The organism is Desulfovibrio sp. (genome assembly GCF_034006445.1).
Taxonomy (GTDB): Bacteria; Desulfobacterota; Desulfovibrionia; order Desulfovibrionales; family Desulfovibrionaceae; genus Desulfovibrio.
In genome coordinates this window covers 74526-96978 of the sequence record NZ_JAVESS010000003.1, presented here as the reverse complement: position 1 = coordinate 96978, position 22453 = coordinate 74526, and the positions used below count along the sequence as shown (strand labels likewise).

Genomic DNA, 22453 nt, shown 5'->3' with positions numbered 1-22453 from the left:
AAAGCCCCTGTTCAGGGGCTTTTCCATTTTGCTCTCAGTCGTAATGCGTAGTTATCCGCCAAACTGGATCATGTGGAAGCGACGCAGCATGGCCGGAGGGATATCAGACGTCCAGTGCCCGGTGCTCACAGCCCACAGGTATGCGGCAAAAAGCACTGCCAGACAGCCGGCGGCAACAGTCCAAAAGGGGATACGACGGTTCGCCGCAGAGAGATGGAGGCAGTCCCTTTGCGGGCAGGCTTCAATGCAGGCCGTGCAGCCAAGGCATTCCGGCGAATTGACGCGCGCCTTCTGGTGCACGGCAATGGCCGCAGGGCAGGCGCGCTGGCAGCGGCGGCAGCTTGTGCAGGCATCGGCATTGCGGCGTATTGCCACCGGGCTCACCAGCGCAAGAATACCCAAAAACGCCCCATATGGGCAGAGATAACGACACCACGCATTGCGCACCACCAGCGAGGCGGCCACAATCACGCCCACCACAATGAACGTGGTGGTTGATGCCCGCAAAAAGAAAAACAGCATGCTTGAATCGGCCACCATGTTGAAGGGCGCGCCCATAAAGGCGTCGATTTCATCCATGCTCATGACAAGCAGGCTGAAATAGCACAATAATGCCAGTGGAATATACTTGATGGACAAAAGGGCCAGTTCCAGCTTTCGCGGCGGATTGCGGTTCAGGCCAAGACGCTCGCCCACGCGGCCCAGCAGGTTGGCGGCAAGGCCCACGGGGCAGATATAGCCGCAAAAGCCCTTGCGGAACAGCAGGGCCATGAGGCCAATGGCTAAAAAGAGCGTCAGTCCGGCAGGATGCACCATGTCCCACATGCCGGTTTCAACCAGGCGACGGGCCGCCATAAGTTCGCTGATGGGCAAAAACCCCTCAACAGAAGGCGGTTTGGGCGTGAATGCCTGGCTTTTTCCTGTGGCCCATTGCACGTAAAGGTAAAAATTCCAGCCCACCCATGTGAGGAAAACAGCGAACGCGACCTGAATGCTGCGCCGCAGCAGAGCGGGGGTCAGGCGGCGTTTTTCAGAAGCAGGAGCAAGAACAGATGCACCAGCCAAGGGAGTATGTTTTTGCGCTGGGGGCATTGTGGTCTCGTGCGCGGAGTTTGTTGTCCGAGGCATTGGGAACTTCCTTTCAGACTGTTCAGATAAACAATTGCGGACTCGTTGTGTCACCATTGGCAGCCACTGTCCATGCCTGGCGTCACAAGACTGTGCTCGAGCGCTGTCATCTCCTGCACCCGTGAATCAAGCTGCTTTGGCCAAAGGAGCTTTCACCGGCTGCGCGTGCCAGCGCGCAACAGAGAACACCGCGCCAGCGGCCTGATTATGCAAAAAGGTATATTTGTCTGTAATTTGCTGGAATGCGAGAGGATGTTGAGCTTTCAAATAAGAATGTCTTTTGCTAGGATGTCATAAGGCTTTTTACATTTTGTATAAAAAGCTTTAAATTACGGAAAGATACTGGATTTCAGCAAGGTTATATAAATGGAAAGACTGGCTAGAAGAAAAATTCGTATATTCTATTATGCAACAAGTTTTCTGGCGATGCTGGCCTTGGCTGTGGCTTTGTCGGTGCCTTATTTCATATCGGTGCGCAAGCAGTTCGACGCGATGGTGGACGAGTCAAGAGCCCGTATATTCGGTGAAAAAAGAGACGCCCTCGCTGAAAGGGTTGAAAGGATCATTGCCGAAATCGAAGTCATAAGAGAGACGGTGTACGCAGAGTACCAATCATTGGCCAAAGCCCAATGCTCGCTGCTGTCCACCCTGAAAATGAAAACTTCAGATATTATAAGCGGTTTTGACCGCAAGGTGACCAAACGCACCTCCCGCTTTTTGCTGCACAATTCGGGCGTGGGGATAGCGGTGTACGACCGTGAAAAGCAGAAGATCCTCTGGACTGATGAAAACGAGCTTGCACCCCAGTTGCTTGCGGCATTCAAGCGCGGGCAGCAGGAGCCCTCGGAGGAGTTTCCTGTCTGGGCCCAGGACAACCTCGGCGACAACCGCATGATTGCCATATTTGCCATTGAGGAGGCCCTGGACAATATCGCCAAGAAGCGCAGCGTAGCCATTGTGCGCAGCCTGCGTTTTCCACTCGGCCAGTATGTGTGGATTAACGGCGTTCGCGACTACACTGGCGGGCCGGGCTACGCCGTGCGGGTGGTGCATCCGTCCATGGAGGGGGATGAGGAGGTGCTGCTGTCAACGGAAACCGCGGATCCGCGGGGCAACCTTTCCTACAAGCAGGAGCTTGAAGGCGTGCTCAAGCAAGGGAGCCTCTATTTTTCCTATGTCTTCAAAAAGCTCAATTCTGACGAGCTGAGTGAAAAACTCGCCTACGCCCAGCTTTACAAGCCTTTCGACTGGATTGTGTGTACGGGCATACACACTGACGAAATGCAGAACATCGTGGACAAGCGTGAAATGGATTTCAACAGGGCCTTCAACAACCAGATTTCATCATACGCCAAGATTATTTCCGTCATCAGTCTGCTGTATATTGGTATGGTGTTTTTTTTCGAACGCAGGCTGACCAGCATGATCAATATTTTCATCGACAAGCTCAGGGAAGACGAGACCGCGCTGCGCGAAGAAAAAAACAAGCTGGACTTTGCCTATCAGGAATTGCAGCGCGTGGCCTACAGCGATTTTCTCACGGGGCTGCTCAATCGGCGGGCCATGTATGAGAGGGTTGAGCAGGAGGTTTCGCGGTCGCAGCGTGAAGATCTCAATTTTTGTCTTATATTGGCCGACATTGACCACTTCAAGGCCATCAACGACACCTACGGCCATGACACGGGCGACAGGGTGCTCAAGGCCATTGCAGGGATTTTTTGCCAGCATATCCGCGCCGAGGACAGCGCCTCGCGCTGGGGTGGCGAGGAATTTCTTATTCTCACCCCTTCGCTACGGCTGGAAGAAGGTCTGGTTTTGGCAGAGAGGCTGCGCGAGGCAGTGGAAAAAACGACCATCTACGATGGGGACATTACCATCAACACAACCATAACCCTGGGTGTGGTGGCGTATTCTCGGGGCAAGACCTTTGACTCCCTCATCAAGGAAGCGGATTTTTATCTTTACGCAGGTAAAAAGCTGCAAAGAAACTGCGTCATGTCCAGCGCGGGCTCCTGCTGATGGGGCTGTGCCGCCCCGGCTAATGCGCCTTCCGTGGTGCCACTCCTTGGCAACAGCCTGGAAATAGAGACAGCCCGGAAAAAACCGGGCTGTCTGTGATTTGGGGTCGCGCTGCGGCAGAGGTGGGCTGCTGGAGCAGATAACGTTTAACCTGCTGTAATGCCTGAAAAGCCTGTTGTTAACATCGCAGCCATGTACCCGCTACCGCCAAAAGTTTTAGGGGGAGGCTTTGTGGGGGAGGGACCCTTTTACAAAAGGGGCCTTCCCCCACAAAGCCTCTCAACGAAACGCGCAGTTATTTTGTTTGGCCAGGCGTGATCTTTTTTTGAAGCAGGAGTGGACTCTTTCGTCCTCGACTGTTTCAAAAAAAGTGAACAACGACGCCAAACGGAATAAATCAGCGTTTCCTAAAGGTACGGCGAGAATATCCAGCAGGCGGCATTGCGCAGCTTGACGGGCAGTGACAGGGTTTTGAGCTTGTCTGCCGTTATTTCGGTACTGCGGCTGATGACATCGTCAATATGGGCGGCGATGCCTTCACAAAACTGCGGGTCGAACACTTCCATATTCAATTCAAAATTGAGGCGCAGACTGCGGGGGTCCAGATTGGCCGAGCCTACCTGGCTGTAATAGTAGTCCACGGTGAGCAGCTTGGTGTGGGCAAAGGGCGGCGGCTGATACCAGACGCGCACGCCTGCCTCAAGCAGGGTGGGCAGCAGGCGAAACTGCGCCCAGTGCACATAAAACAAATTGTTTTTGGCGGGCAGCACCACTTTAACGTCCACACCGCGCTGGGCCGCGCTGCGCAGGGCCGACATAAAGCCGTGCGTGGGCAGAAAATAGGGCGTCATGATGCGCACAGACTGGCGGGCGGCATTGACGACGCCGCAAAAAATATCATTGAGCACGTCCGCTTCGGAGCCGGGGCCGTCCATAATGATGCGGCAATGGCTTTCACCGACAGGCTGGCCGCTGGCCGGGGGCAGGGGCGAGTATTTGCCGGTGCAGAAGCCCCAGTTGAGCAGAAAGGCGCGGCGCAACTGGTCTGCAATGGGGCCCTGGCAATGAAAATGCACGTCCTGGACGTATTTGGTCTTGCCGGCGGCTATGTTGTCATCGGAAATGTTCATGCCGCCGGTAAAGGCGGTATTGTCGCAGACAAGCATTTTGCGGTGGTTGCGCAGATTGATGCTGAAGTTGGGCGGAAAAAGCCTCGGCGGCAGAAACATGGCGACCTGAACGCCGTGCTCCGCCAGTTTTTTCCAGGGCTTGCGCCAGGAATAGAGCATGCCGATGCCGTCCACCAGCAGGCGGACATCCACGCCGCGTTGCGCAGCTTCTGTCAGAGCGTCGCCAAATTCTGCGGCAACCTTGCCCGCATTGAAGATATAGGTGCACAAAAAGACCTGTTCTCTGGCTTCGCGTATGGCCGCGAGCATTTGCGGGTATGCCTCGTCGCCATTGTGCAGGGTCATGAGCTTGTTGCCGCTGGACAGGTGCTGTTCCGTAAGGTGGCGGCCGACTTTCTCCATGCTGATGATGTAGTCGGGCACTTTTTCCGGCGGGTTGTCGGAAAATGGCGGGTGGGCGTAGTCAGGCTCAAGGGGTTCCTGACGCCGCATGATGCGGCTGGCACGGCTTTCAGCCCGGCTGATGCCAAAGGTGGCGTACAAAAGCGGGCCGATCAGCGGCAGCAGCAGGGCCGTAACTGTCCAGCCCAGGGCCGCGCGCGGATCGTGCTTGGTCAGCAGCGCATGGCAGACGGCAATCCACGACAGGATATGAACGGCCACAAGGGCCAGTGTTTCCAGCACACCTATAATCATGCAACATCCTTATTTTATAGCGTTTTCGCTTTGAGAATGTCCATTCTCGCGGTAGCCGTTGCCCGAAGGGCCAGTGACTCCAGCGCTTGTGGCAACAAAAAAAGACGTGCGCTGGAAGGCACAGTCTCTTTTTCAAAGTTAAAATGCTCTAGAGCAGATTAACTTTGAAATGCTTCACATTTCAAAGTTTTCATTCAGCCGAAAATTGCGATTTTCGGCTGAATCCACGCCACGTTGTGGCGCGCTGTACTTTCGTACAGCGTTAGAGCATTTACACTTTTTCAAAGTTAAAATGCTTCTAGAGCAGATTAACTTTGAAATGCTTCACATTTCAAAGTTTTCATTCAGCCGAAAATTGCGATTTTCGGCTGAATCCACGCCACGTTGTGGCGCGCTGTACTTTCGTACAGCGTTGGAGCATTTACACTTTTTCAAAGTTAAAATGCTCTAACATCCCAGTTTTAAATAAAAGTTTACTAAAAGTTTTAGGGGGAGGGGGTGTGGGGGAGGGACCCTTTTACAAAAGGGGCCCTCCCCCACAAGGTATTTCAGAGCCTCATTGCAACCCCCACAGAGCATTTCAAAGCGTCATTTGAAACACTACATAGGGCCCTGGTTGTGCGGGTTGAGGGTAATGCGATTACGCTCAACAGCCACTGCCAGTTCGGGCAAAAGGTCGTGCAGGGCGTTCATGTCATTGGCATTGGCGGCACGTTCCACACAACTGGCCATGCGTGCCAGCACGCGGAGGCCGAAGGCGTCTGAATCATTGGCTATGCGTGTGGCGGCTTCGCCAACACCAGGGCAGTTACGGCTTTTGAAGGCGCGCTGGGCGTCTTCCATGGCGGCGTCCAGGCGGCGCAGCATGTGCAAAAGGGTTGCGTCAACACGCGGTTGCGCGGCAGCCCGTGAAGGCGCTGGGGCCGCAGCAGGTGCGGCAGGACGCGCCGGGATGCCTGCGTCGCCCTTTGTGCCCTTTGTCTGTTCTGCGGGGGCTGGTGCGGCGGCTCCCGCGATGAAGTCCACAATGGAGGGTTCGGCATCAAAGCCTGCCTGCCGTGACGCTGCGGGGCGCTGGGCGGCTGCCGTGCTTGTGCCGCCAGCGTTGTCGGTGGGCGACGCTGGTCTGGCAGCCGGTTCTGTGGACGCCACATTGCCCAAAAGCTTCAGTATGAGCCTGCCTGTCGCGGTGCGCGGCATTTCTCTGGTTTTTTGCGCAAGCTGCGACGGTTCGGCTGCAACCGTGGCGGAGCTTTTGCGCTCTGCTTCAGAGGGGTCGGGCTTGGGCCAGGGGATCGTTCCAAGGGGTTTTGCCGCCGGTGCGGCAGCGGGTTCCGGCATCTGGGAGCTGGCCCCGGTTGCCGTACCGCCAAAAGTTTTCAGGCGCATGGCTGGCGTCGGGTTTGCGGCCTGCTCAATACCGTCTGTGGTTGTCGCGGATTTTGGCGCCATGGGCATGGGTTCGCCCACCCATTCGCCGGGGCCGGACAGGCTGGGGCTCACGTAGCCGCGTGGCGTGGCCGCTTCAGTGACTTTGGGTGAAGTGGCGGAAGGCCCGGCAGCGGTGTTGGCGGTAGAAAGAGGCGTGCCGACGGGGGTGGGTTCACCCACCCATTCGTCGCCCCAGCTCAGATTTTCGTGCAGCGCCGCACCGGAAGCGGGAAGGTTGCGATCAAGGTATTCTTCAGGGCTTGCGGCCGGTGCGGCAGGCGGGAAGGGCGCATTGACCGGGCGTAGTATGGCCTCGCCAATCTTGCCCTGAACCGTAATGACAGGTTGCCCCGCATTGGAGGCGGAATTGCTGATGGCGGCAGCGAGACTGGCGGCCGGGGCCGTTGACGCGGGTGCCAGGGTTTGTGGCGCGGTTTGTGGCGCGGCCATGGTTGATTCGTCCTGAACTGGTTCAGCCTGAACGGATTCGGCCTGCATGGGTTCCGCCAATGCGAAAACGTCCTGCACAGGTTCGGCCGGTGCAGTCTCGATTTGCGCAGGCGTGTCTGGCGCAGACGTGTCTGGCGCAGACTCGCTGTGCACAGATTCGCCGTCCGCAGATTCGCTTTGTGCAGACGTGTCTTGCACAGATTCGTCTTGCGCGGGCTCGCTTTGGACGGGTTCCGCCAACGCGAAGATATTCTGAACGGATACGTCCTGAGCGGCTTCGGCCAATGCAGCCCCGGCCGTCATCTCTCCGGGCTGTTCCGCGATGTCCGTCCTGTCTTCCAAGCCTGTGTCGTCAGCCAGGGGGCCTGAAGGCTGCTGTGCCCCTGCCTCATTCGTTTCATTTGGCTCGTTCGGCTCACCCGCCACACCGGGCATGGTCTGTTCTGGCCCGGAAAGGGGGGTTACAGGCACGCTCCAGGCGGCAGGGTGTTCGGTGGCGGCACTGGCTTCTCCGTCCCACTGGGGGCCTTCCAGGCCCGCTGCGGCTCTGAAGTCAGCGTCATTGATCTGATCAGGGGCGCTGTTGTCTTCAGGTTCCGCTGTTTCTGAAGCGTGCGTGAACTGCGGTTCGGCAGCCGTTTCGGCGTCTGCCTCGGCAGTCGGCACAGTCACGGCAGTCGGTTCGGAGTCCGGCCCGGCGTTCATTTCCGCATCCAGAGCGGCGTCCACTTCCGCGTCCTGGTCTGGACCCATACCGCCACCCATATCAACGTCAATATCATCATCCAGGGCAACGTCGAGGTCTGCGCCCGTATTGTCGGAAATGTTTTCGCTGCCGTCGCCTGCGCCGTCCGCCTGTGTGCGGTCAGAAATGCCCGGAAGCGGCAATTGCAGGGAATCGATGTTGGAAAGATCCGGTATGTCGGGATCGTCGGGATCTTCCGGCTGTTCCGGCAGGGGGGCCATGTCTGGCAGGAGAACCCCGGCGTCCACCAGCATGGCGGTCTGCGGAGCATTTGCCTCGTTGTTGGACTCGTCGTCGGGCTCGTCCTCTGGCTCGGCCATGACGGTCTCGGCCATGACGGGTTCGGGCATGCCGGGCATGGTCATGGCGTCCCCGAATCCTGGCATGGCAACTCCGGCTTCGGCCGACACAGGCTGGCCGTTTTGGCGCATCTGGTCGGTCATGTCCATAATCTGCGGCAGGGCCGAGAAGTCCGGCAGGCGTGAGGCATCGCCACTGGCGGGCTTCCACTGGGTAGCCTCGCCAAAGAGGTCGGGCAAGATGGAAGAAGAGGCTTCAGGCCGCAAGGCGTCGCCGTCCTGAGCGTCGCCCGCGTCGCCATCGGCAGAATGGACAAAAGGCGCGTCTCCGGCCGGGGTCGCGTGGCTGTCCGCTTCCGGCGTCTCCGTCGCACTGGACTCGCCTTCAGACGCGGCCTCTGCTGCGGCTCCTGCTGCAGCTCCTGGGGCGTTGTCCGGCAGGGCGAATCCGGCTTCTTCAAACAGTTCGCGCACGGTGAGGGCAAAGGCCGCCCGCTCCACAGGCTCCAGCAGGGCGTGGGTGTATCCGGATTCCGCCAGGGCGTCCCAGCGGCTGTCGTCCGCAGTGATGGCCAGGGCCTTGAAAAAGGGCAGACCAGCCTCAAGAGCCTGATTTTTGAAGCGCTCCAGCGCATCGGCTTCGGCAGGGCCGTCCATGGGGGAGTGCACCACCAGGAGAAGAGCCGGGATTTCCCTGTTCAGTTCCAGAGCTTCGCGCATGGTGCGGGCTTCTGTGCTTTGCAGGCCGAGGGCCGCTGTCATGTGGGCCAGATCCTGCCGTTCCACGGCCCTGTCGGCCACAATGGCCACATGGGCCTGACGGGCTTCCGGCGCTGCGGCCTCGTGCTCCAGCGGCTTGAGCCGCAGGGTAAAGGAAATGGTCGTGCCCTGTGGCCCGCATTCAACATTGAGGTAACAGTTGTTGGTTCCGGCCAGCTCCCAGGCCCGCGTTACGGCGAGCGTGGAGCGGTTGCGCGGGGGCAGGCCCGTGCCGGTGTCCGTTACCGTAAACAGCAGGTGGCCGGGGTCCGCGCTTTCGGGCACACGCCGCGCCGAAAGGTGCACGGCCCCGCGCGAAGTGGCGCGCACGGCGCTTTCCAGCAGCATGCAGAGGGTTTCGCGCAGGGCTTGCGCCTGCCCTTCATACATGTGCCCGAGTTGGGGCGGCATGTACCAGGCGAGGCCAATGCCGGCATTTTCGGCCGTGGCGCTGACGGCGTCGTGAGCCTCACGCACCAGATGCTGGAGGTTGAAAGGACTGCGGGTTTCGCCAATGAGGCTCTGGTTCAGGCTTTTGCCAGGATTATCCACCACATGGGCCAGGTCGGACGCGGCCTTGAGCATGTTTTCGGCATACTGGCGCACTGCCGGGGGCAAGGAGCAGTTGCCCAGAGCCGCGCCTTCGCGCATGAGGCGATCAAGGGGCGCGCGCAGGGCGTTTTCCCACAGGCAGGGATCGGCGCTGCCGAACCCGGAACCCCCGTTTGTACCGGAAGCGCCCGTTTGCTGGCGCGCTGCCGCTGCGCCGTCCCAGGACGTTCCCGGTTCGGGCGGCGCGCCCAGGGGCGCGTTTTCGGGCGACCGATTCCAGGCATTGACGCCAGTGGGAATCGTGGGCGGCAGCAGGCGCAGATTGGGGTCGTCCAGAGGCTGATCGAGGTTTATGGCCCCGTCTTCCATTAGAAGAGCCGCGCTATTTCCGGAAAGCTCGGGGGAAAAATCGGGCATGGCTGGGCCGCCGAGCCCGCCAAAACCATCCAGGCCGGGCAGCGAACCGCCTTTTTTGCTGTTTTTTTTGCGTCCGCGTTCGGCAGCCCCGCTCTGGGCCATGTCGCGCGGCGCGCCCGTGCCCGCGATGAGCAGGGCACTCAGGGCCGTGCCCCAAAGGGGGGCCGAGGCCATGAGGTTGGCGGCGTATCCGCTGTCCAGCCCCAAAACTCCGGCGGTCACGAAGAGCGGCGGCAGCAGGCAGCCCAGCAGAAAGCGCCGCGCCCCGCCAAGGCCCATGATGGCGCCGCCAATGGCGCTGGGCACAAAGATCAGTGTGCACATGGGCCACAGGGCCAGGTAGCGTATGATCCAGCCAAAGCCGGGCATGAGAGGCAGCAGCGCCAGGGCCGCGCCCGGCAGGGAGAGCAGCACGAACTGCGCGTCCAGAATGCGTGAGCGCTGCTTGGCGCGCAAAAGATGGCGGCCCACGTGGGGCAGCAGCATGAGGGCCACGCCGGGACTGAGCACGGCGGCGGCCTCCATCATGGTGATGCGCCCTGTACCGTAGGCGGGCATGCCCATGACGGCCTGCGCCAGGGCAGCGGCCACGTACAGGGCTGTCCACACGCGCCACTGGCCTTTCTCGGAAAGGCCGCGCAAAAGGCAGAGCAGCATGACCACGGCCAGGGCCAGAATGGCCGCTGTGCCCGAAAGGCTGCCCCAGTTGTTGGCGGCGTCCTGCGGGGTGCGCAGCATGGGCTCAAACCACAGGCCGGGCAGGCCGTCAAGGCGTATGTAGCAGGTCAGGGCTTCGCTGGTTGCCTCGGGCAGCAGAAGCACGGCGCGCTGCGTCGGGACAATTTCCCGCCATTCCACACTGTCCGTGAGGGGATTGGCGTGCGGCTCGTAAAGAACAGGCCCTTCGGGCACGCTGGAGCCCATGTCCAGCAGCATGGCTCCGGCCTTGGCGCCCTGCGGCAGGGGCGCAAGGGTAAAGCGAAGCCACATGATGCCCACGGCGCGGGGCAGGCTTTTCATTTGCAGGGGACGAAAGGCGCTGGCATTGGCAGGGCTGGCCACCTCTTCCACGTCCATGGTCCCTGTCTGGTCGATGAAGTACTGAAGTTTGGGCAGGAGCGGCGCGTTGGGCGTCAGCAGAAGGGGCGGCACCATGACTTTTTGCGCGCTGACAGGCGGAGGAGAAAGAAGCGCCTCGGTGGGTGCGGCCCTGAGCGCACCCGGCAGTGCGGCCAGGACAATCAGGCACAGCAACGTGGCGCAGAAGCGTGCAGCCGCGCCGCGACCACGTCGAAACTGGCGCGCATCGGCGGGGTTCTTGCCGGAATGGAGGCCGGTGGGAGTATGTGTCATGGTAATTCCGCCTGTATCCTCTGGCTGTATGCGACCCTGCCCCGCAAGGGCATGTTTTGAAGCTGGAGGTGCGGCTGCGCGCCGCGCCTTCAGCCTTAGAGCGTTTAACACTTGAAATGCTCGCGGATGGCAGGCTTTCGCCTGCCTGCACGCATTAGCGGCAAGGATTTTCAGGAAAATCCCCGCAGAGCAGTCACCACGTTTCATTCGTAAACTGCTCTGGATCAGATTTACGGAAGCACTGATCAAAGAGCCTCCTGGAAACGCGCAGTTATTTCGTTTGGCAAGGCGCGATCTTTTTTTGAAGCAGGAGTGGACTCTTCCGTCCTCGACTGTTTCAAAAAAAGTGAAGCAAGTCCGCCAAACGGAATAAATCAGCGTTTCCTTACATATCAAAGCTGCATTTCTGCCGAAAAAAGTGCTTTGCGGCAGAATCCACGCCGCATTGCGGCGCGTTGCACTCACGTGCAGCGTCAGGGCAGGCACCCTGTTTAAGGGTACACTGCTTCAAAGTAAAATTGCTCTAATGCAAATGCTGTATCAGTTCTGAAACGGGTTTGCCGTCCGGCGCGCGCGCACCCGGGTTCGCCTTCAGCAGGCGCTTCCAGGCGATTTCGGCTTCGTCCTTGCGCTTGAGGTCATAGTACAGCACAACGCCCTCGTTAAACATGGCGTTTTCAAGGTCGGGCTGCAGGGATGATGCCTTGCGAAAGCTCGCCACGGCCTTGTCGAACTGGCCCAATTCGCGTTGCATGATGCCAAGGTCAGTGAGCACAAGCGCGTTGTCGGGCGCAATGGACAGGGAACGCTCGTAGGCGGAGACGGCCTTTTGCGCCTGGCCCGTGTCAAAATAGAGATTGCCCAGGCTTGTCCAGCGCGAGGCGTCGCGGGGATTGTCCAGCAGGGCTTTTTCCAGTTCGCCAATGCGCGCGGACAGTTCGGGCGTCATTTGCGGCATGCTGGCTTGTGGCGCGGGGCGAGAGTTTTCGGGAACCTGCCCAGGAACCTGCCCAGAACTCTGCGCAGTCGCCTGCGCGCCAGGGGCGGCGGCCTGCTGCGGGGGCATGGGTTGCTGGGCGGAACCGTGCAGCATGGACGGGATCAGGCTGCCCACATACAGACCCAGCACCAATGCCAGGGCCACGCCCATGATAAAGGTGCCCTTGCGTACCATGCCTGTGGGGGCTGCTTCCTGCTGTTCCTGTTGGGCGTGTGCCGTGGGGGCTGCCTGGGGAGCAGGACGGGTGCCGGGCAGGGGCGTGCTGGACGTAATTTGTGTAGGGGCCTGCTCTTGCGCAGTGCCGGGGGAACTCTTGCTCTTGCTTTTACGACGGGCCATGAAAACCTCTTGGAGCATTTCGCGCCGGAAACGGCTGTTCACGGTGCGTAGCTGACGCCAGTTGGGCGGTTGGGTCGCATGAAAATATGCCTGGGCCAAAGCGGCGGCGGATGCAGGCGGTATTTTGCCGGTTGGGCGATGTCATTGCGGCTTCAGGGCCACAAGATTTGCAATAAAAGGTACAACCAGTAAAAAAAAGAGGCAAGCCCGCAGCTTCTGTATACGCTGGGGCTTGCCTGTATTGTACGTCTATGCCGATCAGCATGCCCGGCATGCCGGGCAAAGGCTTTTCCAGGCCGTGTGCGTTTTCTGTCTCGTGCGCGGGGCGCAGCGCCAAAGGCTCGTCGCCAAACGGAATAAATCAGCGTTTCCAGAAGGCTCTTTAATCAGTGCTTCCCTCACTACTTGGTCTTGCTGGCAGGGGCCGCGGGTTTGGCGGCCTTGTCGGCATTCTTGCCCTTGGCGTTTTCGCTTGCGGCGGGTGCGGCCTTGTCGGCGCTTTTGCCCCTGGTTTCGCTCGCTGCCGGAGCGGCCTTGGCGTTCTGGTCGGGCTGCGGGGCTTTTTCCAGTTCCTGCATGATGGCCGCCTTGAGTTCATCGGAAGCCTTGGGGTCTTGCAGACCGGCCGTCAGATGCTCTATGCCCTTGGCGGGATTTTCAAGAAAATAGAGGTACAGCACGCCCAGGCTGTAGCGCACGGAGGCTTCGTCCTTGATGGCGAGCACTTTTTCCAGCGCTTCGGCGGCTTCCTTGTTGCGGCCCTGGTTGTGCATGATGACGCCAAGCAGGTACAGGGGTTTGGAGTTGGCCGCATCCAGCGTTATGGCCCGCTGGGCAAAGGTTTCAGCCGCGTCCCAGTTCTGTACGCCGATGAGGTGCTCCACCAGGTGGTTCATGGCGGTGCTGTCATTGGGGTTTTCCGCAATCTGGCGCATGAGCTTGCCGATCTGCTGGGCGTCATCTTGCTGCCCGCCCGCCTGGGCAGCCGGGCCGGGCCGCCGCTGCTCGGTGAGGCCGGGACTTTCAAAACGTTCCTTGAGCGAAGTGACCAGCATGGTCACAAGGCCCACGGCCAGCAAAAGAATAAGCGCGCGCGAAGATGTGGTGCGCTTGGGACTGTCAGTCATGATTGATAATCTCCCATTGGGCCAGACGTGCGGTAAGGGCGCGCTGGCGCGCTCCCATAAAAGCCAGGTACGCGCCAAGGCCAATCCATACGGCGGCATTGGCGATGATAATCCAGGTCAGAGTATCCATATATCCTCCGGGGAAGGCCCGAACCCGCGTCCGCGCAGCGCTCGCTGGCGGTATCCTGCGGGCCGCGCGGTTACAGTCCTTCTTGCATCAGCCTGTTCTGCTGCAGCGCGTCAAGACGCGCGGCCAGGTCCAGCTGGCGTTTGCGAATCCATACCAGCCCGGCCCACAACAGGCCGAAAGAAATCACGCAGGCTATGACCGTGAGGCGCATTTCCGGTTCCAGGCCGCCGCCCTTGTTGCCAAACACGGCAGGATGGATGGAGCGCCAGATGCGGGCGGACAAAAACACCAGGGGCACGTCCAGAAAGGCCACAATGCCCACCACCGCGCAGACCACGTTGCGGCGTTGCTGCGGCAGGTCGAGGCCGCGCAGCACAAGGTAGCCAGCGTAAATGAACCACATGATCAGGGTGGTCGTGAGGCGGGGGTCCCACGTCCACCAGACGCCCCACGAGCGACGCGCCCACAGCATGCCTGTCACAAGGGCTAGCCCGCTCAGCAGTACGCCTGTTTCGGCGGCGGCGGCGCACAGCCGGTCAGCAGCGGGATTGCGACGCCACAAATAGGCTATGGAGCCCAGAAAGACCATAAAAAAGCTCATGAGCGCCCACCATGCCAGAGGCAGATGAACGTAAAAAATCTTTTGCGGCAGCCCCAGAGTCTGTTCCACAGGGGCATAGGCATAGATAAGCCACTGGCAGGCGGCGAAAGCCAGGCCGCCCAGAAGGGCCAGCCACTGCGGCAGCGCAGAAAATTTGGGCATTATTCGTCTCCCGCGTAAATGTGGCCGAACAGCAGCAGCCCGGCCCCTAAAAAGACTGCGTCAAAAGCCGCCGCCACCCCAAGCCATATGCCGGGGCCGTCGGCGCTGGGCGCGCCAAGGGCTTGCGCCCCCACGCTTATGCCCGCCAGCAAAAGGGGCGTCAGCAAGGGGAAAAGCACAATGCTCAGCAGTGATTCGCGCGCGGCCTGACCCTGGGCCAGTGCGCCCAGCAGGGAGCCCATGGCGCACATGCCCACGTCCGTGAGGGCCAGGGCGGCCAGACCCTGTGGCAGGGGGCCGCTGAGTTCCTGCCCAAGAAAGATTACGCCAGCTGGCAAAAAAACGATCTGGGCCAAAAGCAGCAAAATCAGCCCGGCGCAGCCCTTGCCAAGCCACACGGCCTGTATGGGCGCGGGGCAGAGCAGCAGGCCCAGGCGGGAGTTGTTGGCCTCTTCAAGCGCGTACAACTGGTTGAAAATCAGCACCTGACAAAAGGCGGAACTGAGCCAGAACACGGCAGCCGCGCTTTGCGGGGTCATGCGTTCGCCCACGCCCTGCGACAGGCTGAAAACAAAGAGCAGCAGCAGGCCGAGCAAGAGGGCCTGCACAAGACCGCTGCCACGCGAGAGCGTGAGGGAAAGATCCTTGCGGGCCATGGCCAGGGTCAGGCGCAGCACTGCGGGCCTCCCTGCGGCGTGTCGCCGTCTGTGCCGGAATGTTCACCGCTGCGGGCTTTTGCCTGCCCGCATTCGTGTCGGCTCGCCTGCCCGCATTCGTGTCGGCCTTCATGTGCGCTGTCCGGCGGATTCCCGCTTGCGCCGTGCGCCAGTGCGGCAGCGGCTTTTGCAGCGCCATTGTCTGCGGTATTGTCCGGGGCACTGCCCTGGGCACTGTCCGGGGCGGCGTCCGTGGCATTCTCCGGGGCGGCGGTTGCGCCCATCGGCCTGTAGCCTGCGGGTGGCCCGTCATAGGCCAGTCTGCGCCCGTCCAGGGCCAGCAGACGATCCGCCAGAGGCGCGTCGCCCGCCAGATCATGGCTGATAAGGATGACGCAGGCCTCGCGCGACCGGGCTTCCATCACTTCACGGCGCAAGAGGGCCAGGGAACTGGCGTCAAGGCCCGTACCCGGCTCGTCCAGCAGCAGCAGGTTCGGCTCCTGCATGAGGATGCGGGCCAGATTCAGGCGCTGCGCCATGCCGCGAGAAAAGACCCCTGCCCGTTCCTGCGCGTGCGCTTCAAGCCCCACGCGCTCAAGGGCGGCCATGAGATCCTTGCGCGAAAACGCAAGACCGCAGGCGTCGCGCCAGAAGGCAAGATTCTCCAGAGCCGTAAGGCCGGGATACAGGAATGTGGCGTGCCCGAGATAGCCCACGCGAACGTGTTCCGCCAGCCGGGCTTCGCCGGCGCTGGGGCGCGAAAGCCCCGCCATGACGCGCATGAGCGTGCTCTTGCCCGCGCCGTTGCCCCCCACCAGCAGAGAAACGCTGCCGGGCGCAAAAGCGCAGCTCACATCCTTGAAGATGACCTTGACCCCGTAGGTCTTGGCAACGCGCACAAGCTGCAGCACTGGCGGCACTCCGGCGGACTAGGCCGATTTGTTCCTGCCTGCGGAGCTGGCGCTGGCTGCGCCCGTGGTCTCTCCGCCCTGGTCTCCTTCCTCTTCGTCCATGCCCTCGGCCAGTTCTGCGGCCTCGGCTGCGCTGGCCTGCTTGCGGCGGCGCAGGCCCACAAGGGGCACAATGCTCATGATGGCGCCGCCAATCCACAGCCAGTTGACCAGCGGTTCCACGCTGAGTTTCACCACAACGTGCGAATCTTCGTCCAGACCCAGCAGGGAGGCGTAAATTTCGTTGCCAAGGCTGGGGATCACGTCAACCTCGGAAAACTGCATGCTGCCGAATTTTTCGTACACGCGGCGTTCCGGGGCCACAATGCCGAGATCCTTGCCGTCCTTGTCCACAACGCGGATGCGGGCGGCGATATAGTCATAGCCGGGGCGCACGCCCTCATTGAGTTCCAGCAGGGTCGCCGTGTAGCCAGCCAGCGTCTGCGCCTGCCCCACGGTAAGGTGCAGGTCGCGTTCCTGCTTGTACGGGCCGGAAAAGGCAATGCCCAGAGCCATGAGCGCCATGCCCAGATGCGCGCCGAGAGCGCCCAGGGTGTTGGGCTGCCGACGCACGGCCTTGTCGGCCAGCTGAAAGAGCATTCCTGTAACGATGGCGATGGCCGAAGCCGCGCCCAGCAAAGCCGTGGGCTGGCGATAGCCCATAAACCAGAGGGCCGCGCCGCTGGCCACAAAAACGCCCAAAATACTGAAGAAGGCTGTTTTGTTGCGCAGGCCGCCGCCCCATCCAAGCCAGGGGCAGGTGGCCATCATGAGCATGAGCACTGCGCCCAGGGGCAGGCAGACGCGGTTGTAGAAGTTGGCGTCCAGCCCGCGCGGGGCCGAGGCCCAAAGTTTGCTGATCACAGGCCACATGGTGGCCACAAGAATGATGGTCGCCAGGGCCAGCAGCACCCAGGCCACCAGGGTGAGAAAGCCTTCACGGCTGTCCAGCCCGGACAGGGGGCGGCCCTGCTTGGGGGCCATGAGGGGTACCCAGAGGGAAACCACAAGCCCGGCGAGGACGAACCAGGTGAGGGGCGTGCCCACGCCGCCGTCGCCAAAGGCGTGCACGGAGTCAATAATACCGCTGCGCACAAGGTAGGTGGCAAAAAAGGCCGAAACCGTGGTCAGGGCCATCATGGCCACGTTGACGCGGCCGAGTTTGTTGCGGCGGTCTTCGATAATCAGGGTGTGCAGGGCGGCCGAGCCGATGAGCCAGGGAATGAGGGAGGCGTTTTCCACCGGGTCCCATGCCCAGTAGCCGCCCCAGCCGAGTTCCATATAGGCCCACCACGCGCCAAGCACTATGCCGGACGTCAGGAACAGCCAGGCCAGGATGATGGCCGGGCGCGAAATGCGGTACCACGCGCCTTCAACGGAGGCCTGGCCCGAAAGCGCCTGGGCCAGGGCAAGACAGGCCGGGATGGTGAAGCCGCCGTATCCAAGGAACAGCAGCGGCGGGTGGATGATCATGCCGGGGTTCTGGAGCAGGGGGTTCAGGCCGCTGCCGTCCGCCGGGACGGGGCTTTGCAGCATGAAGGGATTGCTCCAGCTTGTAAGGATAAGGGCAAAAAAGGCCATGATGACATAAAAAAACGTCCAGTACCACAGGCGGGTGGAGCCGCTCAGCTTCTTGAACGCACGCGTACAGGCGAAAAGGGAACCGCTGACGCCGACGGCCAGCGCCCAGAAGAGCATGGAGCCGGGCTGTCCGGCCCAGAAGACCGTCAGTCGGTAAAAGACCGGCAAAATGCGGTCGGTATAGCTGGCCACATACTGCACCTGAAAATCAAACCAGAACAGCGCGTGCAGCAGAATGGCGGAGGCGATCAGCAGTGCGCCGCTGATCACGACATGGGCTTTTTCAACAATACGGAGGGAGTCTTCACGTCCTTGCCACAATTGCAGCAGGGCCAGGCCACCGCCGCCCAGAGAGGCGAGCAGGGCCAACAGAAGGAGGGCAAAGGCAAAAACGTACATGGGACTCCTTTTACAAGGCTCTGGGGCCGTAATGCGGGGCCGCGCGCTTCCGTTCACGGAAGGGCTGGCCCCATGCGCTTACTCTCCGGCACTGTGCCGGGCCGGGGAAACTGTCGGCTCTGCCGTCAGCTCTGGCGGTTTTCTTTCTGGTATTTGGAAGGACACTTGGTCATCAGGGTTTTGGCCACAAAACTGCCCTGGGCGTCCAGGCCGCCCTCAACGATGACTTCCGCGCCCGCCTTGAAGGTGTCGGGCACAGTGCCGCTGTACCGGACGGCTATGGTCTGGCTGGCATTGTCCTTGTCTTCAAGCAGAAAATTGACGCCGGAGCCGGATGAACCTTTTTCAATGCCGTCAGCCGCCACAGTGCCGAAAAGCCGGGCGGCGGTCAGTTTGTCTGGCGTGGAAGCTCTGGCTTCGGAAACATTAAGAAAATACACGCTGTTTTCCGAAAAGCCCGAATAGGCCAGATAGCCGACGCCGCCAAGAAAAAGCAGCAGGGCGACTATATAGATGCTGGTGTTTTTTTTGCGGGCCATGGTTACCTCATTCCTGCGGTATACGCGCTTGAACACAGGGCGGAACGCGCCGTGGGCGGCGTGTCGCGCGCGTGAAAGTGTGACCCGTGGTTTTGGGTCGGCCTACGCGTCTGTACGGAGAACAACCTAGACCATTTCTGTCAGCCTGACAAGATGAGAATAATTATTGTTAGAGGGGCGAAGCAGGGTGCGGCGCGGATTTTGTGATCGAAACACAGAGGGGAGTACCCTCTATTCCCCATTATCGGACTAGGTAAGTGGCTAATTACTTGAGACAAAAACCGTGGCAGGCGGCCCGGTTGGTCACAAGGGAATACGCCTGGGCGGCCCGCAGGGCAGCCGCTGTGACAGTACGGCGAATGTTGACTGAAAGAAATTTTTTTACGGTGGGCCTTGGGCGCGGCAGTTTTGCTGTGCGGTGGACTGCTGTGGCTGCTACTGTGGCGGTCGCGTGAAGCAATATTAATGAGTAAAGGTTTTAGGGGGTGGGGGTGTGGGGGAGGAGACCCTTTTGCAAAAGGGTCCCTCCCCCACAAAGCAATCCTCAAAACCAACCCGCGTTACGGAATATCCCGAAATGAGGGGGCAGGGGGCTGGCTGGCCTGATCGGCCCCGCCATAAAAGCACATGTGCCTGACCATGCCGTCCACGAGCCCCACCTTGGGGATGATGAACCTGCCCGCGCCAGATCGGGCCGCCACGGTGAGGAAGATCTCCAGCGCGGGCACGATGACGTCCGCCCTGTACTGGTTGAGGCGGTAGCGTGCCCTGCGTTCGTCATAGGGCAGGGTGCGCAGGTCTTCGTACAGGGCTTGCAGTTCTGCGCGGCTGGTGGCTTTGCCCTCTTTTTTGTCCAGCAGCTTGGCGGCCTTGTTGATGTTGCCGCCAGAGGCGATGAGCTGGCGCGGCTTGTAGGTTTCGGCCATGCGCGCCAGGTGGGCGTCAAGGCGCAGCCATTCCTCCGGCGCAACAACCTGGGCCAGCATGCGCAGCGTGCCCACCTGAAAGGACTGGGCCTCCAGCAGGGTATTGTTTTTCACGGCGATGATTTCGGTGCTGCCGCCGCCCACGTCCACATAGAGCGCGGTTTCGTCCGGTTCTGTCCAGGCGGAAAAGGTATTGGCCTCAAAGAGAATTTCGGCCTCCTCCACGCCGGAGATGATGGAAATTTCAAGCCCTGTGGCGCGGCTCACGCTGCTGATGAGGGCTGGCCCGTTGGCCGCGTCGCGCATGGCGCTGGTGGCGCAGATGCGGTAGTGGTCCACATCGTAGGCACGCATGAGGTGTACAAAGGCCGTCATGGCTTCAAGGAACATGCGCTGTCTTGCGTCGGAGATGCGGCCGCTGGTGAAAACGTCGGCCCCAAGGCGCACGGGGATGCGCAGGTAGGCGCTTTTTTTGACGGGTTTGTCCGGCCCGAGTTCCGAAACGTCGCTGATCAGACAGCGGATGGCGTTGGACCCCACGTCCATGGCGGCAACGGTTTGCAGTTTCATCTTATTCTCCGCAGGCTGCTGGAGTGCCCGTAGCAGCAGGCGCGGCAGCGGGGACGGAGTATTGCGCCGTGGAGGCGGGCGCGGTCTGGTGCGCCGGTTTTACGCCGCCATGCAGGTGGGCCTTGTGGCGGTAATAGTCGTGCAGCATGGTTTGCGATCGGCAGGGAATGGACGCAAGCCCCGAGTGATAGCTGTTGGCGCAGGTGTCGGTAAGCACGCGGGCCTTGATGTTGTCCGACCACTGGATGGCAAAGATGTCTCTGAGGGTCTGGGCCAGTTGCGGGCAGAATATGGGGGCAGCCACTTCAAGCCTTCTGTCGAGGTTTCTGGGCATCCAGTCCGCGCTGGAAATAAAGACCTTTTCCGCGTCATTGTTGCAGAAGATGATGATTCTGGCGTGTTCCAAAAACTTGTCCACAATGCTGATGGCCCAGATGTTTTCGCTGAGGCCGGGCTGCTGGGGCTTTAAGCAGCACGCGCCGCGCACGATAAGGCGCACCTCCACCCCGGCCTTGCCCGCCCTGTAGAGCAGGTTGATCATGCTCTCGTCGGTGAGGCTGTTGAGTTTGGCGTAGATATAGGCCGGTTTGCCCGCGCGGGCATTGCGAATTTCCGCCTCGATATGCCGCGAAAAAACGCTGCGCATGTTGTGCGGGGCCACCACCAGATCCCTGCTGACCATGGGCTTGTGCGAGGCCCCAAGAAAATTGAAAATGCTGCGCGCGTCCTCGGCAAGGCGCTGGCTGGCGCTCAGCAGGCCCACGTCGCTGTAAAGCCGCGCCGTGTCCTCATTGAAATTGCCTGTGCCTATGTAGACATAGCCCGTTTTTTTGCGGCCCTCGGTACGTTCAACCAGCAGAAGCTTGCTGTGTACTTTAAGATCCCGCAGTCCGTGGATGATGCTGACGCCCGCCTGGTGCAGGATGTCGATGGTCCTGACGTTGCGCTCCTCGTCAAAGCGGGCCATAAGCTCAACGAATACCGTGACCTTTTTGCCGTTCTGGGCAGCGTTGACCAGGGCGTTGATGACGCGCGAATGATCGGCCGTGCGGTACAGGCTGATGGAAATATCCGTGACCTTGGGGTCAATGGCGGCCTCGCAGAGAAAATCCACCACATGATTGAAGGTGTGGTAGGGAAAGTGCAGGAGGATGTCCTTTTTCTTCACCACTTTGAGGATGCTGGAAAAGGGCTTGATGTCCGGGTGTTCCAGCGGCGGCATGACGCGGTTTTCAAGGTCGGGCCGCACACGGGGAAAGTTCATGAGGCTGCGCATCATGTGGTAGCGCGCGCCAGGGTCAAGCTCGCCGCTCTTGAGGTGGAGTTTTGACGCCAGCAGGTTCAGCAGATCCTGAGGCATGGCCTGGTCATAGATGAGCCGCACGGGGCGTCCGCGCAGCCTGTGTTCCAGGCCTTCTTCCATTTTTTCAATGAGGCTTTTGGACACGTCGTCGTCAAGGGTCAGCTCCGCGTCGCGCATGACCTTGAAGGTATACGCCGAAATGGCGTCGTAGTTGAACATGAAAAAGATGTCGTTGAGGCAAAGGCGGATGATGTCGTCCACAAAGATGATGTCGCTGCATCCGGCTGGCGAGGGCATTTCAACAAAGCGCGGGCATTCGGCGCTGACAGGAATGCGCAGTATGGCATAGCGGTTCTTGTTGCCGCTGGCGGGCTGCATTTTGACGGCGTGGTATATGTGACTGTCCTGAAGAAAGGGCAGGTTGGCGCTCTTGGTCAGCATGAGGGGAACCAGCTGCGGATTGATGACCTGGGCGAAATAGTCGCGGCAGAATTTTTCCTGCCCTGGCGTGAGCTGGGTTTCGTTGCGCACCCGTATGCCCTGCTCCTGCATGGCGGCGAGGACGCTTTTATACGTTTCGCGAAAGGCGGCCTGTCCTTTGGCCACGCTGTTGTTGACGCGGTGCAGGGCTTCCTGCGGGCTGAGGCCGCCCATGAGCAGTATTTTGCCCGGCTCGCGGCTGCGTGAAAGACGCGCCAGCGAGGCCACGCGCACCTTGATGAATTCATCCTGATTGCTGGAGAAAATGCCCAGAAAGCGCAGCCGCTGCACGAGAGGATTGGACGGGTCGCGGGCTTCCTGCAGTATGCGCTCGTTAAAGCACAACCAGCTCAACTCCCTGTTGTTCATCTTGCCACTGTCTTTCATGATCAAAACTCCAGGCCCCTCAGTATGTTAAGGCATGCCTGTGATGTACCATCCCTGTGTGAAGATCATGTGACAAAAGGAACGCAAGTTTATTTTTGCGCATTGGCGGGGCTCTACCCCGCAGCGAACGTGGGTGATTATGGGGAAATAGCGCAACATGCAGGCTTTGCCTGGCAATGGCGAGCGCTCCGGCAGTCAGGGGCGCGCCCCAAAAACGTGGGTTGGCAGGAAAGGCAGGGGCCAGCGTGGTACTGTACGAGTTTTAGCTGAATGCCTTCGCCCACAAAGCTTTTCTCATCCCCCCCCCAAAAAAAAATACACCCA

Annotated in this window: 13 protein-coding genes and 1 pseudogene; 1 reads left to right on the top strand and 13 read right to left on the bottom strand. The window is 60.3% G+C overall.

Annotation, left to right across the window (positions count from 1 at the left end; all coding sequences use genetic code 11):
• Nucleotides 1-51: 51 nt before the first annotated feature.
• Nucleotides 52-1092, bottom strand: coding sequence for a 4Fe-4S binding protein (locus RBR41_RS05180; RefSeq protein WP_320351525.1), 1041 nt, complete (start codon nt 1090-1092; stop codon nt 52-54).
• 402 nt (nt 1093-1494) lie between these two features.
• On the opposite strand from RBR41_RS05180, the gene RBR41_RS05175 reads away from it, so the two are divergent.
• Nucleotides 1495-3147 (top strand): sensor domain-containing diguanylate cyclase, encoded by a 1653-nt coding sequence (locus RBR41_RS05175; protein ID WP_320351524.1) that lies wholly within the window; start codon nt 1495-1497, stop codon nt 3145-3147.
• 407 nt (nt 3148-3554) lie between these two features.
• On the opposite strand, the gene RBR41_RS05170 is transcribed toward RBR41_RS05175, so the two are convergent.
• The 12 genes and pseudogenes from RBR41_RS05170 to ppk1 all read right to left on the bottom strand — a co-directional run bounded on the left by RBR41_RS05170 (nt 3555) and on the right by ppk1 (nt 22129).
• The gene (locus RBR41_RS05170) at nt 3555-4973 is read right to left on the bottom strand and encodes a phospholipase D-like domain-containing protein (RefSeq protein WP_320351523.1); all 1419 of its coding nucleotides are present in this window, start codon (nt 4971-4973) and stop codon (nt 3555-3557) included.
• A gap of 1628 nt (nt 4974-6601) precedes the next feature.
• Nucleotides 6602-6994: a hypothetical protein gene (locus RBR41_RS14600; RefSeq protein ID WP_413785134.1), complete on the bottom strand. Its 393-nt coding sequence runs from the start codon at nt 6992-6994 to the stop codon at nt 6602-6604.
• Nucleotides 6995-11502: 4508 nt separating this feature from the next.
• The gene (locus RBR41_RS05160; RefSeq protein ID WP_320351521.1) at nt 11503-12318 is read right to left on the bottom strand and encodes a tetratricopeptide repeat protein; all 816 of its coding nucleotides are present in this window, start codon (nt 12316-12318) and stop codon (nt 11503-11505) included.
• A 401-nt stretch (nt 12319-12719) separates the two neighbouring features.
• Entirely contained in the window at nt 12720-13445 is a 726-nt protein-coding gene (locus RBR41_RS05155; protein ID WP_320351520.1) for a hypothetical protein, read from the bottom strand.
• Nucleotides 13438-13575: a CcmD family protein gene (locus tag RBR41_RS05150; RefSeq protein WP_320351519.1), complete on the bottom strand. Its 138-nt coding sequence runs from the start codon at nt 13573-13575 to the stop codon at nt 13438-13440. The genes RBR41_RS05155 and RBR41_RS05150 overlap by 8 nt, the downstream gene beginning before the upstream one ends.
• A 70-nt stretch (nt 13576-13645) precedes the next feature.
• Complete coding sequence (locus RBR41_RS05145; RefSeq protein WP_320351518.1) at nt 13646-14338, bottom strand: cytochrome c biogenesis protein; 693 nt, start codon at nt 14336-14338, stop codon at nt 13646-13648.
• Nucleotides 14338-15015: a heme exporter protein CcmB gene (locus RBR41_RS05140; RefSeq protein WP_320351517.1), complete on the bottom strand. Its 678-nt coding sequence runs from the start codon at nt 15013-15015 to the stop codon at nt 14338-14340. The genes RBR41_RS05145 and RBR41_RS05140 overlap by 1 nt, the downstream gene beginning before the upstream one ends.
• 224 nt (nt 15016-15239) lie before the next feature.
• Nucleotides 15240-15905 (bottom strand): annotated as a pseudogene (locus RBR41_RS05135) (ATP-binding cassette domain-containing protein); the annotation flags it as partial.
• 18 nt (nt 15906-15923) lie between these two features.
• Nucleotides 15924-17924 carry a heme lyase CcmF/NrfE family subunit gene (locus tag RBR41_RS05130; protein WP_320351516.1) on the bottom strand — a complete coding sequence of 667 codons (2001 nt, stop codon included), beginning with the start codon at nt 17922-17924 and terminating at the stop codon, nt 15924-15926.
• Between the two features lie 125 nt (nt 17925-18049).
• Nucleotides 18050-18463, bottom strand: coding sequence for a cytochrome c maturation protein CcmE (locus RBR41_RS05125; protein ID WP_320351515.1), 414 nt, complete (start codon nt 18461-18463; stop codon nt 18050-18052).
• A 560-nt stretch (nt 18464-19023) separates the two neighbouring features.
• Nucleotides 19024-19959, bottom strand: coding sequence for a hypothetical protein (locus tag RBR41_RS05120; RefSeq protein ID WP_320351514.1), 936 nt, complete (start codon nt 19957-19959; stop codon nt 19024-19026).
• 1 nt (nt 19960) lies between these two features.
• The gene (ppk1, locus tag RBR41_RS05115; protein WP_320351513.1) at nt 19961-22129 is read right to left on the bottom strand and encodes a polyphosphate kinase 1; all 2169 of its coding nucleotides are present in this window, start codon (nt 22127-22129) and stop codon (nt 19961-19963) included.
• Nucleotides 22130-22453 lie beyond the last annotated feature (324 nt).

What these genes read in the sequence shown, in the direction of transcription:
- RBR41_RS05175 (WP_320351524.1), top strand. Translation starts at nt 1,495, where the DNA reads ATGGAAAGACTGGCTAGAAGAAAAATTCGTATATTCTATTATGCAACA.
- RBR41_RS05120 (WP_320351514.1), bottom strand. Translation starts at nt 19,959, where the DNA reads ATGAAACTGCAAACCGTTGCCGCCATGGACGTGGGGTCCAACGCCATC.
- RBR41_RS05180 (WP_320351525.1), bottom strand. Translation starts at nt 1,092, where the DNA reads ATGCCCCCAGCGCAAAAACATACTCCCTTGGCTGGTGCATCTGTTCTT.
- RBR41_RS05125 (WP_320351515.1), bottom strand. Translation starts at nt 18,463, where the DNA reads ATGGCCCGCAAAAAAAACACCAGCATCTATATAGTCGCCCTGCTGCTT.
- RBR41_RS05160 (WP_320351521.1), bottom strand. Translation starts at nt 12,318, where the DNA reads ATGGCCCGTCGTAAAAGCAAGAGCAAGAGTTCCCCCGGCACTGCGCAA.
- RBR41_RS05145 (WP_320351518.1), bottom strand. Translation starts at nt 14,338, where the DNA reads ATGCCCAAATTTTCTGCGCTGCCGCAGTGGCTGGCCCTTCTGGGCGGC.
- RBR41_RS05130 (WP_320351516.1), bottom strand. Translation starts at nt 17,924, where the DNA reads ATGTACGTTTTTGCCTTTGCCCTCCTTCTGTTGGCCCTGCTCGCCTCT.
- RBR41_RS05150 (WP_320351519.1), bottom strand. Translation starts at nt 13,575, where the DNA reads ATGGATACTCTGACCTGGATTATCATCGCCAATGCCGCCGTATGGATT.
- RBR41_RS05155 (WP_320351520.1), bottom strand. Translation starts at nt 13,445, where the DNA reads ATGACTGACAGTCCCAAGCGCACCACATCTTCGCGCGCGCTTATTCTT.
- ppk1 (WP_320351513.1), bottom strand. Translation starts at nt 22,129, where the DNA reads ATGAAAGACAGTGGCAAGATGAACAACAGGGAGTTGAGCTGGTTGTGC.
- RBR41_RS05170 (WP_320351523.1), bottom strand. Translation starts at nt 4,973, where the DNA reads ATGATTATAGGTGTGCTGGAAACACTGGCCCTTGTGGCCGTTCATATC.